Origin of the sequence: Nostocoides japonicum T1-X7, from assembly GCF_001046855.1 — a bacterium.
Taxonomy (GTDB): domain Bacteria; phylum Actinomycetota; class Actinomycetes; order Actinomycetales; family Dermatophilaceae; genus Nostocoides; species Nostocoides japonicum.
This window is the reverse complement of sequence record NZ_HF570958.1, coordinates 879,001-893,173: the sequence shown is the minus strand read 5'-3', so window position 1 is coordinate 893,173 and position 14,173 is coordinate 879,001. Positions and strand designations below refer to the sequence as shown.

General features: G+C 71.8%; 10 protein-coding genes. 4 read left to right on the top strand and 6 right to left on the bottom strand.

Going from position 1 to position 14,173, the window contains the following annotated elements; all coding sequences use genetic code 11:
- The first annotated feature begins 282 nt into the window (after positions 1 to 282).
- Positions 283 to 1,965 carry an ABC-F family ATP-binding cassette domain-containing protein gene (locus BN12_RS04025; RefSeq protein WP_048550278.1) on the top strand — a complete coding sequence of 561 codons (1,683 nt, stop codon included), beginning with the start codon at positions 283 to 285 and terminating at the stop codon, positions 1,963 to 1,965.
- Here the strand turns inward: BN12_RS04025 and BN12_RS04020 are convergent.
- Complete coding sequence (locus BN12_RS04020; protein WP_157635331.1) at positions 1,952 to 5,347, bottom strand: MBG domain-containing protein; 3,396 nt, start codon at positions 5,345 to 5,347, stop codon at positions 1,952 to 1,954. The genes BN12_RS04025 and BN12_RS04020 overlap by 14 nt on opposite strands.
- A 118-nt stretch (positions 5,348 to 5,465) precedes the next feature.
- Between BN12_RS04020 and BN12_RS04015 the strand changes: the two genes are divergently transcribed.
- Both BN12_RS04015 and BN12_RS04010 read left to right on the top strand, forming a co-directional pair.
- Positions 5,466 to 7,229, top strand: coding sequence for a sensor histidine kinase (locus BN12_RS04015; RefSeq protein WP_083454397.1), 1,764 nt, complete (start codon positions 5,466 to 5,468; stop codon positions 7,227 to 7,229).
- A complete protein-coding gene (locus BN12_RS04010; RefSeq protein WP_048550274.1) occupies positions 7,214 to 7,912 on the top strand; it encodes a response regulator in 699 nt (232 codons plus the stop codon). Before BN12_RS04015 ends, BN12_RS04010 begins: the two co-directional genes overlap by 16 nt.
- 70 nt (positions 7,913 to 7,982) lie before the next feature.
- On the opposite strand, the gene BN12_RS04005 is transcribed toward BN12_RS04010, so the two are convergent.
- The 5 genes from BN12_RS04005 to BN12_RS03985 are packed head-to-tail and all read right to left on the bottom strand — an operon-like array spanning position 7,983 to position 12,493.
- Positions 7,983 to 8,699 (bottom strand): nucleoside/nucleotide kinase family protein, encoded by a 717-nt coding sequence (locus BN12_RS04005; protein WP_048555978.1) that lies wholly within the window; start codon positions 8,697 to 8,699, stop codon positions 7,983 to 7,985.
- A gap of 5 nt (positions 8,700 to 8,704) precedes the next feature.
- Positions 8,705 to 9,592 carry a sugar phosphate isomerase/epimerase family protein gene (locus BN12_RS04000; protein WP_048550271.1) on the bottom strand — a complete coding sequence of 296 codons (888 nt, stop codon included), beginning with the start codon at positions 9,590 to 9,592 and terminating at the stop codon, positions 8,705 to 8,707.
- Positions 9,593 to 9,639: 47 nt separating this feature from the next.
- Complete coding sequence (locus tag BN12_RS03995) at positions 9,640 to 10,455, bottom strand: ATP-binding cassette domain-containing protein (protein WP_083454396.1); 816 nt, start codon at positions 10,453 to 10,455, stop codon at positions 9,640 to 9,642.
- Entirely contained in the window at positions 10,452 to 11,456 is a 1,005-nt protein-coding gene (locus BN12_RS03990) for an ABC transporter permease (protein ID WP_200901137.1), read from the bottom strand. Before BN12_RS03990 ends, BN12_RS03995 begins: the two co-directional genes overlap by 4 nt.
- On the bottom strand, positions 11,453 to 12,493 hold the full coding sequence (locus tag BN12_RS03985; protein ID WP_083454395.1) for a sugar ABC transporter substrate-binding protein: 1,041 nt from the start codon (positions 12,491 to 12,493) through the stop codon (positions 11,453 to 11,455). The genes BN12_RS03990 and BN12_RS03985 overlap by 4 nt, the downstream gene beginning before the upstream one ends.
- Before the next feature lie 147 nt (positions 12,494 to 12,640).
- Between BN12_RS03985 and BN12_RS03980 the strand changes: the two genes are divergently transcribed.
- Positions 12,641 to 13,864, top strand: a complete 1,224-nt coding sequence (locus tag BN12_RS03980; RefSeq protein WP_048550269.1) for an ROK family transcriptional regulator — start codon at positions 12,641 to 12,643, stop codon at positions 13,862 to 13,864.
- Positions 13,865 to 14,173 lie beyond the last annotated feature (309 nt).

Genomic DNA, 14,173 nt, shown 5'->3' with positions numbered 1-14,173 from the left:
GTCGCGCGCTGCATGCACTGGCGCTGATGCAGGCTCGCCGGATCCGCCCCGTGGCGGGGATGCGGCCCCACCGGGCCCGTCCGCCTGCACTCTCGTCCGCCTGCACTCCCGTCGGTGGCTGACGCTCCGGGGGATGACCGGCGCCTCGACGGACCGAAACCGGTTCGCGGCCAAGGACCACCACCGGTTAGCATCGGTCGCATCATGGAGAGCTGACGACGAGTCCTACCGCGCGCCGAGGCCGATGCCCGCCGCGGACCGACCAGCCGGAGATCCGTCGTCATGTCATCCGCCCCCCTCTCCTCGTCCCTCGACACCCCGACCGCAGCCCTCGTGCCGCTCCAGGCACGGGGCATCGTGCGGCGCTTCCCCGGCCGCGCGGACCCCACACCCGTCCTCGACGGCGTCGACCTCGTCGCGGCCCCGGGCACGCGGGTCGGGCTCATCGGCGAGAACGGCAGCGGCAAGTCGACGCTGCTGCGCATCCTGGCCGGCCGCGACCACCCCGATGCAGGAACGGTGAGCCGGCCGGACGACCTCGTCTTCGTCCCTCAGGAGCCCGATCCGGCCCGAACCGGCACCGTGGGAGCCTTCCTCGACCAGGCCCTGGCGCCCCTCCACGAGGTCGTCGCGACGGTGGAGCGGCTGGCCGGCCGGATGGCCGCCGGCGAGGACACCGGCTCGGCCTACGACGCTGCCCTCGCCTGGGCGGTGCACCACGACGCGTGGGACGCCGACCGGCGCGCCGAGGTCGTCGCGGGGACCCTCGGCGTCGACGGCCTCGACCGGGAGCGCCCCGTGGGGACGCTGTCCGGTGGCCAGCGGACCCGGCTCGCCCTCGCCGCGGCCCTCGTCCGCCGGCCGGCCTGCCTCCTCCTCGACGAGCCGACGAACCATCTCGACGACAGCGCCCTCGAGCTTCTCGAGGCGAGCCTCGTCGACCTGCCGGGAGTCGTCGTCGCCGCGAGCCACGACCGGACCTTCCTCGACCGGGTGTCCACCGACATCGTCGACCTCGACGCCGGCGTCCTCGGGACCGACGGCGAGGGCGGCCGCCGGTTCGGGGGCGGCTTCACGGCATACCTCGAGACGAAGGCGGCCGCGCGACGACGGTGGGAGGAGACGTATGCCGCGCAGCAGGAGGACATCGCGCGCCTACGCGAGGGCACCCACATCGGGACGAGCGCCATCGCACCCGGTCGGGGGCCGCGCGACAACGACAGGTTCATCCACGCGTTCAAGGGCGCCAACGTCGAGAGGGCTCGGGCTCGCCGGGTGCGCGACGCGGAGCGACGTCTCGACACCGCTCTCCGCGAGGCCCTCCCGCGGCCTCCGCGGCAGCTCCGCTTCGCCGCACCCCTCACCGGGCCATCGCTCGGCGGCGTGGCCGTGACCATCCGGGACCTCCTCGTCCGCGGCGCCGGATCGGGGGCGGTCCGGCTGCGCCTCCCGCGCCTCGACGTCGCCCACGGTGAGCACGTCCTCGTCACCGGCCCGAACGGCTCCGGCAAGTCCTCGCTCCTCGACGTGATCGCCGGGCGGCTGAGCCCCGACGAGGGGAGCGTTCGGGTGGCGTCCCGGCGCACGGCATACCTCACCCAGGACCCCGAGCTCGGCGACCCGGCACGCGCGGCGCAGGTCGTGTATGCGGAGGCGCTGGGCGTCGAGCGGGCCGAGCGCCTCCCGCTGCGCGGTCTCGGCCTGCTCCATCCTCGCGACCTCGCGACGAGCGTGGGGAGCCTCAGTGTGGGCCAGCGCCGACGACTGGCGCTGGCCGTCGCCGTGGCGACCGCTCCCGACCTGCTCCTCCTCGACGAGCCGACGAACCATGTGTCCCTGGCGCTCGCCGCGGAGCTCGAGGAGGCCCTCGGCACCGCGCCGGGGGCAGTCGTCGTCACGTCGCACGACCGGTGGCTCCGGCGGCGCTGGGCGAACCGTCAGGTGGCGCTGGTCAGCGGAACTTGAACAGGGCAGTGTGCGAGGTGCCGTCGGACAGGTGCAGGGTCATCGCCTGGCAGGTGCCCTTGAGCGTCCTCGACGTGTTCCACGTGTACTCCCAGAAGATCGCGAGGTAGCGGTGGAGACCCGACGCCGGACCGATCGAGGTGCCACCGGTCGGGACCGTCCCGCCGCAGGTCATCGGAGCCACGGTGATGGACGTGAAGCTGGCGGCGTCCAGGACCGGGATCTTCCGGCCGTCGGTGACGAGCCAGACGATGGGAACCGGCAGCCCGGCGATCGCCGTGTTGACGTGCGTTCCGGACTTCAGGAGCGGGAACCCGCCGAACCGGTAGGTCACCGACAGCGTGCCGGCCTGGTAGGTGATCCGGTAGTTGGTGGCCGTGGCACCGGAGCAGGTGATCGCGTAGGTGCCCACCGCGGTCTTGGCGGTGACCGGGTGGCCGGTTCCGTCGTTCGTCGTGCACGTCGGTGCGTGCACGTCGGCCGCGGTGTCGCCGTCGACGAAGCCGCTGTAGCCGACGGTGAGGGCCGGCACGGCGTTGTGCAGGAGCGTGGTCTTGTCCGCAGCCGTGATCGTCAGCGGGGCGGGAGCGATCGTGAACGACCGGTCCACGGGCTCCGCCGGCTGGTAGACCTCGTCCCCCGCCTGGTTCGCCTCGAGGGTGCAGGTGCCGGTCGCGCGCAGCGTGACCGACGCCGTCGCGTCATGGTCGGACGGGTCGGACAGCGTGCAGACGGTCGGCGTGCTGCTCGTCAGCTCGACGGGCTGGCCGGAACCGCCACCGGTCACGGTGACGTCGAAGGCCGGGTCACCGTAGGTGTGGTCCGCGATCGCGGGGAAGCTCAGCACCTGGGTGCCGATGACGTCGAGGGTGAGCGTCGCGCTGTCGGTGCCGCCCCCCTGGTCGGTCACCTTCACGGTGACGGTGTGGCTGCCCGGGGAGGAGTACGCGTGCTTGCCGGTGAACCCCAGCTGCGTCGCAGAGGTCTTCGAGAACTCCACGTCGCACGGGCAGTCGGCGTTCCCGGGGACGTAGGTGGAGCTGTCGGTCGTGCCGTCGCCCCAGGCGATCGACACCGTCTCGCTGTCCTGACTCCCCGCGTGGTCGACGGACCCGGTCACCGTCGTCGTGCTGCCGAGGGCCACCGGCCCCGTCACGGGGTCGACCGACAGCCGCGGCGCGACGTCGCCGACCGAGACGTCGGTCTCCTGACGGAACGTTCGCCCGCCGGAGTCGGCCGCGAGGAGGATGACCTGATAGGTGCCGCTCCGCTGCCACGTGTAGTCGACGTGGTCCCCGGTGAACGGGCCGTCGTACCCGCAGAAGGGGTCGCCGACCGTGCAGTCGATCTCGGTCCCACCCACGGGCTGGACGTACCAGGTGTAGGTGAGCTGCCCGACATCGGCGCCGGTCGCCGACGCCGTGAAGGTGACGGGAGAGCCCTCGACGGGGTCCGGGCTGTGCCCGATCGTGAGGTCCGGGTGGACCGCGGGCACCACCTTGACGATCTGGGCCGAACCGTTCGCCAACCCCCCGGAGGCGTCCGGCTTGATCGCCAGGATCGAGTCGGTGAGGGCACACGTCCCGTCCGCGACGCACGTGCTCGGGTCGATGGGCTTGGCCGGAGGCACCGCGCTTCCCCACAGGCTGTCGCCCGTGATGGTGAGGAACTTGTAGCTGCCGTCGGGTTGCTTGACCAGCCACGATGTCGCCACCCGCAACTGGTTGAGGGAGACATAGTGGAGCCGCAGGGTCTGGTATGCGGGGAGTGCGGTGCCGTCGGTGGCCTTGGCGCTCGTGACGAACCAGTTGCCGCTCAACCGGGCGCTGCTCGTCCAGAACGGGGCGTCGGTCTGTCCGGTAGCGACGGCGTCGAGCCACGTGAGTGTGTTGCCCCGGACCGCGTCACCGGAGGGATTCCCGCTCCCATCGGCCGGCTGCACGAGGAACTGGGGGTCGTCCCCCCCGACGTCGGGGATGGCGGGTGCGTTGGCGCAGGGCCGCGGCGCCGTGCCGTCGGCATTGAGGGTCAGGCCCGAGTTGTCGCACGTGGCGGCCTTCGGGGCCGGTCCGGTCGCCCGGACGAACAGCGCATAGAGGCCGCCGAGCTGGTCGCCGTTGGCGAGCATGGCCGGTAGGTCGGGGGTGCCGCTCATCGCGTTGGTGATCAGGTCGTGGAGCTGACCGGGCAGCGCCGCGTCGGCCGCGACCTGGATCCCCTTGATGACCGCGATGGCGATCGCGATGATCGCGACCGTGACGACCGCCCCGACGGCTCCCGCGGCGGCAGCGCCCGCGAACTCCGCCGGCAGCTGGGCGGTGACCCCCATGCCGAAGTCGGCGATCGCGGCTGCCGTGTAGGGGAAGATGGCCGTCGTGAGCGCCGAGGAGGTCATCACGGGGCCCAGGGCCGCAGCGAGCGTCGCCCCCACGACCCCTGCGCCGACCGCCGCGGCACCGAACTCCAAGCCCGTCGCCACGTTGTGCGACATGCTCGCGAAGTCGGTGTCCTTGCTGGGATCGCCGGTCACGTCCGCCTCGCCCCACTTGACGAAGGCGGCGAACGACGGCTCGTTGTTGTTGCACCCCAGGAGGTTGTTGCACAGGTACGGCGGGTAGCACCACGAGTCGGCCGTCCGCTGGAGCACCGGCGTCGTGAGGTTGCCGGTGTAGTCGCCGTCGAAGCCCACGGGTGCCCGGTAGGCACAGAAGCCGCTCGTGGAGTTGTCCGGTGTGCCGTTCATGTAGTTGACCGGCTGGAGGGCACCCGTGCTGTAGCCCTGCAGCGCCGTCAGGATGTCGGAGGACGACGGGATGGGGGCCGTGCCGCTGACGTGCCCCGCCCACTTGAGGAACTCCCATCCGGCGTCGAGCGCCGCCGTCTGCGCCTTGCGGTGCATGACGTCGGTGAGCCACGTGACGGCGTTCTGCTGGTCCGTCGTCCGTGAGGCGGGGGCGGTGCGGATCGCCTTGACAATCAGGCCCCACAGCTCGGCCTCGGCGTCCTCGCGGCCCCAGGTCTGCACCGCGGCCGCATCACTGCCCGGGAGAGCGTGGTCGGCGATCGTGTTCGCGATCGCCTCGTTCGACAGCGCACCGAGGGATGCCTTCTCGGCCGACGTCGCGTAGTAGCGGCTCGCGGAAGCGCTCAGCAGGGTGTCGTTGAGCAGCGCCGCGGGGCCGCAGCCCGCTCCCGCGCACGCTGCGGCCTGGGCCGCCGGGACCGCGGCCCGGGCCGCCGGGACCTCGGCAGCCTGGAGGGCCTGGGCGGCGGGCTGCAACCCCAGCGTCAGCACGGCCGCGCCGAGGAGGACGGTGAGCAGACGGCGGACACCCCGAAGGGCGGCAGGCGGACGTCGGCGAGGGCGAGGGTTCGGGCGCACGTCACCAGAGTCTTCGGTGACCCGGGCCACGACAACGGACTCAGATCCCCTCTTCGGGAGGGACCCAAGTCCCTCGATTCAGGCCCGGGAGGCCCTGGACCTCTGCCACACTGCGCGGATGGCAGGGGGTGTCCTCGGGACACGTGCGTCCGCTCCCGGACTCGACGCTGCCCTCGCGTTCATCGCCTTCCTCTTCGCCGGGCTCGGCCTCGTGGAGATGGTCCTCACGACAGAGCCCTCGCGGGCGTCGGCCTGGTTGCTGATCCTCACGCCGCTGCTGGCCTGGATCTACTGCGCTGCGGGCCTGCTCGCCTGGCGCCGGCGCCCGAGCAACCGGCTCGGCCTCCTGCTCGTCATCGGTGCCGCGGCGTGGCTCGGGGCGGGCTTGACGGGAGCCCACGAGCCTGCCCTCGTCGCTGCCGGCCTCGTGCTCGCGACCTCGCCGCTGGCCGTCGTCGTCCATCTCGTCCACGCCTTCCCGTCCGGCGAGCTGCGCGGCGCCTCCCGTCCGATCGTCGCGTTCGGCTACGTCGTGGCCCTCGGCATGCAGGTGCCGCTCTACCTGTATGCGGACGCCCCCGCGCCGTACGACGTCCTCGCCGTCGCCGATCGGCCGGGTCTGGTCACGCTGGCCACCTGGGTCCAGGGAACCTCGGGTGCGCTCGTCATGGTGGCGACCACCGTCGTCCTCGTCCGGCGGCTCAGGGACGTCGAGCCGCGTCGGCGCCGCGTCCTCGCGCCGCTCCTGGGCTATGGGGTCGTCGCGGTCCTCATGGTGCCGTTCGCCTCCCATGTCCTCGGTCCCCTGCTGCACCTCGACGACAACGGCATCGACGTCACCCAGATGGTGGCGCTCGCGGGCATTCCTGTCGCCTTCGTCCTCGTCCTCCTCCGTGGCGGGTTCGGGCGCACCGGCGAGGTCCAGGAGCTCGGCGCCTGGCTGAGCAGCGGCCCTGGGGCCCGGCCTGCGCTGGCCCAGGCCCTCGCCGAGACGCTGGGCGACCCCACGCTCGAGCTGTGGTTCTGGGTGCCGGGCCGGGAACGCTACGTCGACGGCGCGGGCGGGGTCGTCGGGCCCCTGCCGAGCGGAGGGCACCGCGGGCTCGTCGAGGTGGAGCTGGGCGGCGACCGGATCGGCGCGATCGTCTACGACGCCACGCTGCTCGCCGACCCGGAAACGGTCCGCGGCGCCGGCCGGGTGGTCGCCCTCGCGCTCGAACGGGAGCGGCTCACCGCCGAGCTGCTCGGCACCCGGGAGGTGCTCAGGCATACCTTGACGCGCGTCGTCGAGAGCGCGGACCAGGAGCGCCGCCGGATCGCCCGCGACCTGCACGACGGGCTGCAGTCCCGGCTCGTCCTGCTCGGCGTGGAGGCCTACGAGATCGAGACCGACCCGACGGCGTCGCCGTCGCTGTCCCAGGCCGCTCGACGACTCCGGAAGGGCTTGGACGACGGCGCCGGCGAGCTGCGCCGGCTCGTCCACGGGGTGTTGCCCGCGGCGCTCATCGAACGCGGACTCTATGCCGCGACCGAGGAGTTCGTCGCGCAGCTCCCGATCCGGACGAGCGTGTCCTTCCCCTCCGGCGGTGCCCGTCTGCCGGCCGCCATCGAGTCGGCGGCATACTTCGTCGTCACCGAGGCCCTGACCAACACCCTCAAGCACGCGTATGCCGACGAGGCCCGCGTGCACATGGAGCTCCGCGGAGGTCGGCTGCGGATCGCCGTGACCGACAACGGCGTCGGAGGGGCGAGTCCCGAGACGGCGGGCGGCCTCGACGGACTCGCCGACCGGGTCGCGGCGCTCGGGGGTCGCGTCGACGTGGACAGTCCGCCCGGGGGCGGAACCACCCTTCTCATGGAGGTGCCATGCGTGTCGTCCTAGGAGAGGACGAGGCGCTCATGCGCCACGGCCTCGTCCTGCTCCTCGAGCGTGCCGGGTTCTCCGTCGTCGGGATGGCGGCGAACGAAGAGGAGTTGGTGGGCGAGACCGAGCATCACCGGCCCGACCTCGTCGTCACCGACATCCGGATGCCGCCCGACCACCGGGACGAGGGCCTGCGGGCGGCGGCGCGGGTCAAGGCGCGATGGCCCGAGATCGGGGTCGTCGTCCTCTCCCATCACGCTCAGCGCGGGGTCGCCGTCGATCTCCTGCGCGACCATGCGACGGGCATCGGCTACCTGCTCAAGCAGCGGGTCGCCGACGTCGACCAGTTCCTCGCGGATCTCCGGTCGGTGGCCCACGGCCGGACGGTCATCGACCCCGACGTCGTGTCGCTCCTCATGACCGGCGCCCCTCGCGCGGCCACCGAAGGACTCACCGACCGGCAGGAGCGCGTGCTCGGTCTCATGGCGAGGGGATACAGCAATGCGGCCATCGCCCGGGAGCTCTCCCTCTCGGAGAAGTCCGTGGTCCACCACGTCTCCCACATCTACGACATCCTCGGCCTCGAGCTGACACCGGATGCCCACCGGCGCGTCCAAGCCGTCGTGAGGCACCTGAGCGCCGACCGATGGCCCGGGCCCCTCGCAACCTCCCACCGCATCGACGCCGATCGGCACGGGTGACCTCTCGCGCGCCTCGGTGCCCGGCACCCGACCGACGACGGACTGCTTTGCGCCGGAAGCGTCGTCGGCGTCAGGAGCGGGCTCGAGACACCGGGGTCGGGTCCGGTCGTCGGCAGGGCCCGAGCCGCCAGCCGTCGGCGGCGTTGACGACGACCCGGTCCGCAGCGCCCGCGGAGGCCGCGACGAGCGCGGCGTTGGCCTCGTCGGAGCGCAGCACCCACTCGCGGGCCCCGTCCGGCGTCTTCCCGAAGCGGACATGGCGCTCCACGAGCCGGCCCACCCGCAGGGAGTCGTCGCACGTGACGAACCACACGGCGTCGACCTGCGCCCGGGCTCGGCGCCATCGGTCCTCCTGCAGGAGGAGGTAGTTGCCCTCGGTGACGACGAGACGCGCCGTCGGCTCGACGACGAGCGCAGCGGCGATCGGCTGCTCGAGATCGCGTTCGAAGCCGGGGACGTAGATGGGAGCGCCGGTCTCGCTCCGCAGCCGGGCGAGCGTCGCCGCATACCCCTCGGCGTCGAAGGTGTCCGGCGCACCCTTGCGGTCGCGCAGGCCGAGCCGGTCGAGCTGGGCGTCGGCGAGATGGAAGCCGTCCATCGGGACATGAGCGACGTATGCCGGTCCGCATCGCTCGGCGACCGCCTCCACGAGCGCTTCGGCGAGGGTCGTCTTGCCCGCACCCGGTGCGCCCGCGATGCCGACGACCGCGCGGCCCGGTGCATCGTCCGGTGGCACGAGCGAGAGGGCGGCCTCGACGAGTGCGTCGAGGCCGCCCGTGCCGGTCATCGCGCTCACGCCGCCGACGAGGCCCAGGCGGACCGCAGCCCGTCGCTGACGAAGGCGTGGGCGGCGCGGGCGAGGTCCTCCCCGTCGTCCCACAGGTTGCGCCAGATGGCCAGGTCGTTGCTCAGCCCGGGGGCGACGACGGCCGAGGAGAAGGACTCGAAGGTGATCGGCCCGGCATACCCGATCTCGACGAGCGCGCCGAAGAACGCGGGGAAGTCGATGTGACCGGACCCGAGGTAGCCACGGTGGTTCTCCCCGATGTGGACGTAGCCGAGCCGCTCGCCGAGGTCGCGCACCGGAGTCACGAGATCGGCCTCCTCGACGTTCATGTGGTAGGTGTCCAGGTGCACCATCACATTGTCCGCCCCGATGTCGTCGGCGAGGACGAGGCAGTCGCGGGCCGTGTTGACGACGTTGGTCTCGTAGCGGTTGCAGATCTCCAGGCCGAGGGTCACCTCGTGGGACGCGGCCTCCTCGGCGAGCTCGCGCAGGACCGAGACGACGTTGGCCCGTCCCTTGGCCGTCAGCGGGGCAGGCGCCTTGCCGAACGCGCTGTAGAGCGCTCCGGTGAGGACCGTGCCGCCGATGGCGGCGGTGACGGCGAGCGACTCGTGGAGCAGCTCCGCTCCCCGAGCGACGACCTCCGGGTCGTCGCTCGAGACGTCGGCGTCCCGGGCCAGGCCCCGAGAACAGGCGGCACGAAGGCCGTTCTCCTGCAACAGCTTCCGGGTCGCCTCCCGGTCGAGGTTCACGGAGTCGTGGAGGGAGAGCTCGAGCAGGTCGTAGCCGCAGGCCGCGGTGCGTTCGACGGCGTACCGCACACTGTCCGGCGACGTGTCGCCGACCCAGACGAGTGCGTGGATGCCGAGAGGGCTGGTGGGTGGAGGGGTCACGATGGTCCTTGGTCTTGTCGGTCGGGGGTCGTATGCACGGGGTCGGGTCACGCGGCCTCGACGGGGATGTCTCCCGCCCGGGCGCCGGTGATGAGCCCGACGATCTCGTCGCCGTCGGTCTGGGCGGTCCGTCGGCCGGCGACGCAGCGCCCGGCCCGCATGACCCACACCGCGTCACTGAGCCGCAGCACCTGGGCGAAGTTGTGGCTGATGAGCAGGATGGCGTGGCCCTCCGACTTCAACCGCGTGATGAGCTCCTCGACGCGAGCGGTCTCCTGGACCCCCAGCGCGGCCGTCGGCTCATCCATGATGATGAGCTTGGAGGCGAAGCCTGCCGCCCGGCAGATGGACACCGCTTGTCGCTGCCCGCCCGAGAGGCGCCGCACCCGCGACCCGACGGCCGGGACGTTGACGGCGAGGCTGGACACCATCTCGTCGGCGCGGCTGCGCATCGCCCGCCGGTCGAGGAGGCGGAGCGGGCCGACGCCGCGGACGATCTCCCGGTTGAGGAAGAGGTTCTGCCAGACCGTGAGGTCCTCGACGAGTGCGAGGTTCTGGTGCACCGTCTCGATACCGGCGTCGCGGGCCGCGTGCGGAGTCTTGAACTCGACCTCATGACCGTCGAAGGTGATCCGGCCGCTGTCGGGCGCGTGGACCCCGCTGATGCAGCGGATGAGGGTGGACTTGCCGGCGCCGTTGTCGCCGACGATGGCGGTCACCTCACCGCGTCGTGCGTGCATGGAGGCGCCCTTGAGGGCACGCACCTGCCCGAAGGCGATGGCGGCGTCCTCGACGGTGAGGATGGCGTCGGCGGGGACGTCGTGGATCAGTGGGACCGCGGGGGCGGCCGTGGTGTCACTCATTTCTGGAACCTCGTGAGGAAGGCGGCGAGCACGACGACGACGCCGACGGACAGGGGCTGGTAGAACTGCGAGACCCCGAGGAGGGTCAGGCCGTTGACGAGTGCCGTGAGGAGCAGGGCGCCGATGACCGGGCCGACGATCGTCGCCCGGCCGCCGAAGAGGCTCACTCCACCGAGGACGACGGCGGCGACCGAGTTGAGGAGGAACGCGGTGTTCGCGGCCGGCTCTGCCGCGCCGACCCGGGCCACGAGAAGGATCGAGGCGATGCCGGCGAGGACGCCGGCGATCACGTAGACCGCCGTCTTGATGCGCGCCGTCGGGACACCCGTCGCGCTCGCGGCCTCCGCGTTGCCGCCGGTGGCGAGCACATAGGTGCCGAACCGGGTGTGGAAGAGGACGACGTGCGCGACGACCGCGATGACGAGCGCGATGAGGAAGGAGTAGCCGAAGATGCCCACGTGCCCGGTCGCGAGCCGCAGCAGGGGACCGCTGATGATCGTGCGGGGCTTGCCGTCGGCGATGATGAGGGCGAGGCCCGAGGCCGCCGACAGCGTCCCGAGGGTGACGATGAAGTCGGTGATCCGTCCCTTGGAGATGACCAGTCCGTTGGCGAGGCCGACGAGCGCACCCGTCGCCAGGGCGGCGAGCGCTGCCACGAGAAGGCCCGCGCCGGAGGCGAAGACCGTCCCGAAGACGACCGCGGCCAAGGTCATGACCGAGGCGATGGACAGGTCGATCCCGGCCGTGGCGACGACGAACGTCTGGCCCACGGCGAGGACGACGAGGATGGCTGCTGCGACGAGCATCGACTGGATGTTGCCGGCGGACAGGAAGCTGGAGTTCAGCGCCTGGAAGACGACGACGAGGACGACGAGCCCGACGAGGGCCGCCCAGTCGGCCAGGTTGGCGGGGTCGAGGACCCAGCGGATCAGTCCTCCCGCGCGGGCCCGCTGAGCGGTCGGCGCAGAGGGGGTGGCGGTGTCGGTCCGGGTGGTCGTCACTTGAGGAGCTCCGCGAACGGGTCGGTGTAGCTCTCACCGGGCTTCGGGGCGGACGACAGCGCCTTGTCGACGTTGTCCTTCGTCACGACCTGGACGGGGGCGTCGACCGACTGGGGGAGCGTCTTGCCCTGCATGGCCGCCTCACAGGCCTCCATGCCCATGGAGCCGATGACGTAGGGGAACTGGGCGACGACGGCGCTGAGGTCGCCCGTCTTGACCGCTTCGAACGCATCCTTGTTGCCGTCGACGCTGATGACCTTGATCCGGCCCGTCTTGCCGGCGTTGGAGATCGCCTTGGCGACCCCGAGACCCATGTCGTCGTTGGCGACGAAGAAGCCCTTGAGGTCGGGCTGGGCCGTGAGGATGTCGGTCGCCTTGGTGAGCGCGGTCTGACGGTCCCAGTCGGCCGCGACGGTCTGGACGATGGAGATGTTGGAGGCGATGCCCTTCTTGAAGCCGTCGAGGCGGGCCCCGCTCGTCACGTCGCCGGAGATGCCGCCGATGAGGGCGACCTTGCCGCCGCCGGGCAGGATGGTCGACATCTGCTTGCCGGCCAGCTCGCCGGCCGCCGTGTTGTCGGTGCCGATGTACGTCGCGATCTTCGCGTTGGCGGACTTCGCCGCGTCGGCGTCCACCGGGCTGTCGATGTTGACGATCGGCACGTTCTTCGCCGAGATCTGGGCGAGACCCTGGACGAGGTTCGTGCCGGTGATCGGGTTGATGATGAAGCACTTGTAGTCCTGGCCTGCGAGGCCGCTCAGCTTGTCCGCCTGGCCCGAGGTGTCCGTGATGGCGGTTGCCGCCTGGATCGTGACCGACGTTCCTCCCGTCGAAGCGGCCTGCTTGATGCCCGACTCCATCGTCTGGAAGAAGGGGTTGTCCAGACCCTTGATGACGGCGGCCACCTTGCCGGTCTGGGCCGCTGCGCTGCTGCCCGAGGACGAGTCGTCGGAGCCGCATGCCGCGAGGGCGAGCGCGGCGCATGCGGCGATCCCCGCCGTGGCGACGACGCGGGTGCGGGGGAGGAGTCGTGTCATGGGTGCCTCTCTTCGGTGACGGCAACCGGCCCGGCGCCGGATGACTTATGCATAGTGAAGGACATAAATATGTCTACTGTCAAGCAGAAAGATGAGACTCTGATACAAATGTCTCCGACGGCACGGCGACGGCGAGGGGATACGGGCATGACCGCGACGACGGAGGGCTACCCGACGGCATACGGGTCAGCCGGGCACGTCCTCGATCTCATCCGCCGCTCCGGCGGCCTGACGAGAGCCGACATCGTCGAGCGGACGGGGCTCTCCCGAGCGACCGTCGCCGCGCGACTCGACACGCTCGTCACCGCGGGGCTCCTCGTCGCAGGGAGCACGACGGCGGCCCGGGGTCGACCTCCGAGCCAGTTCCACCTGCGGGAGGACCGCGGCGTCCTGCTCATCGCCGACGCCGGGGCGACAAGCGTGCGCGCGGCGGTCACCGACCTCGTCGGCCGGGTCCGCACGGACACCCGCGCTCCGCTCGACGTCACCCTCGGCCCGCAGGAGTGGCTCACCACGGTCGACCGGCTCTTCGTCGAGCTGCTCGCCGAGGTCCGCGCGTCGGCTGCGGACGTGCTGGGCATCGGCATCGCGCTGCCCGGTCCGGTCGACTTCTCGACCGGGACCGTCGTGAGCCCGCCCATCATGACCGGGTGGGACGGCTACCCCATCCCCACGTGGTTCGCCGGACGGTACGACTGCCCCGTCCTCGTGGACAACGACGCCAACGCGATGACGGTCGGCGAGCACACGACAGCCCATCCCACCGCCTCGTCGATGCTCATGCTGAAGATCGCGACGGGCATCGGCGCGGGCATCGTCGCGGACGGCCATATCTACCGCGGGGCCGATGGCGCTGCGGGCGACCTCGGGCATCTCCAGATCGAGCGTGCGGGCGAGGACGAGCCGCCGGTATGCCGGTGCGGCAACCTCGGGTGCATCGAGGCGTATGCAGGGGGCTGGGCGCTCGCCCGCGACCTGCGGGAGGGTGGACGGCAGGCGACGACGACCCTCGACGTCATCGGCCTCGTGAGCGCCGGTGACCCGCTGGCCACCTCGCTCGTCCGCCGGGCCGGGCGCACCATCGGCGTGGGGATCGCCGACGCGGTGAGCCTGCTCAACCCGGCGGTGGTCGTCATCGGGGGAGAGCTCGCGGCGGCCGCCGGGCACCTCATGGCGGGGATCCGCGAGAGCGTCTACCGCCGCTCCCTCCCGCTGGCCACCCGGCGCCTGGAGATCGTCCCGGCCACGCTCGGCAGCATGGCGGGTGTGGTGGGCCTCGCGACGATCCTCACCGACCACATCTTCGACCCGGGGCGGATCGACGCGGCGATCGATGAGGGCACGCGGACGCCTCACCGCCCGGCCACCTGAGCACCGGGGAGGCGCGACACGCCCGGGCGCTCGCGCCGAGACGGGGCGTGAGATTCCTGAGGCGGTCGGGTTTCCTGGTTTCAATGAGGCCATTGAGGCCGCCGACTAGGATGCGGACACGCGTGATTCGGGGGACGCTTGGGGTGTATGCCGAACCGCGCCAGGGGATAAGGGGGTGAGGACATGCGTCTCGCAGTCGCGACGGCCGTCGCCGCCGTCGTCGTGTCCGGCGGGGCTGTCGGCGTCCAGCTGACCCAGTCCTCCACTCGCGTGCCCCTCCCCACCACGACGACGACCGCGGCCGCGGCG

Bases quoted from the DNA above. Each gene is read 5' to 3' on its own strand.
- BN12_RS04005 (WP_048555978.1), bottom strand. From the start codon at position 8,699: ATGACCGGCACGGGCGGCCTCGACGCACTCGTCGAGGCCGCCCTCTCG.
- BN12_RS03985 (WP_083454395.1), bottom strand. From the start codon at position 12,493: ATGACACGACTCCTCCCCCGCACCCGCGTCGTCGCCACGGCGGGGATC.
- BN12_RS04015 (WP_083454397.1), top strand. From the start codon at position 5,466: ATGGCAGGGGGTGTCCTCGGGACACGTGCGTCCGCTCCCGGACTCGAC.
- BN12_RS04010 (WP_048550274.1), top strand. From the start codon at position 7,214: ATGCGTGTCGTCCTAGGAGAGGACGAGGCGCTCATGCGCCACGGCCTC.
- BN12_RS03980 (WP_048550269.1), top strand. From the start codon at position 12,641: ATGACCGCGACGACGGAGGGCTACCCGACGGCATACGGGTCAGCCGGG.
- BN12_RS04025 (WP_048550278.1), top strand. From the start codon at position 283: ATGTCATCCGCCCCCCTCTCCTCGTCCCTCGACACCCCGACCGCAGCC.
- BN12_RS03995 (WP_083454396.1), bottom strand. From the start codon at position 10,455: ATGAGTGACACCACGGCCGCCCCCGCGGTCCCACTGATCCACGACGTC.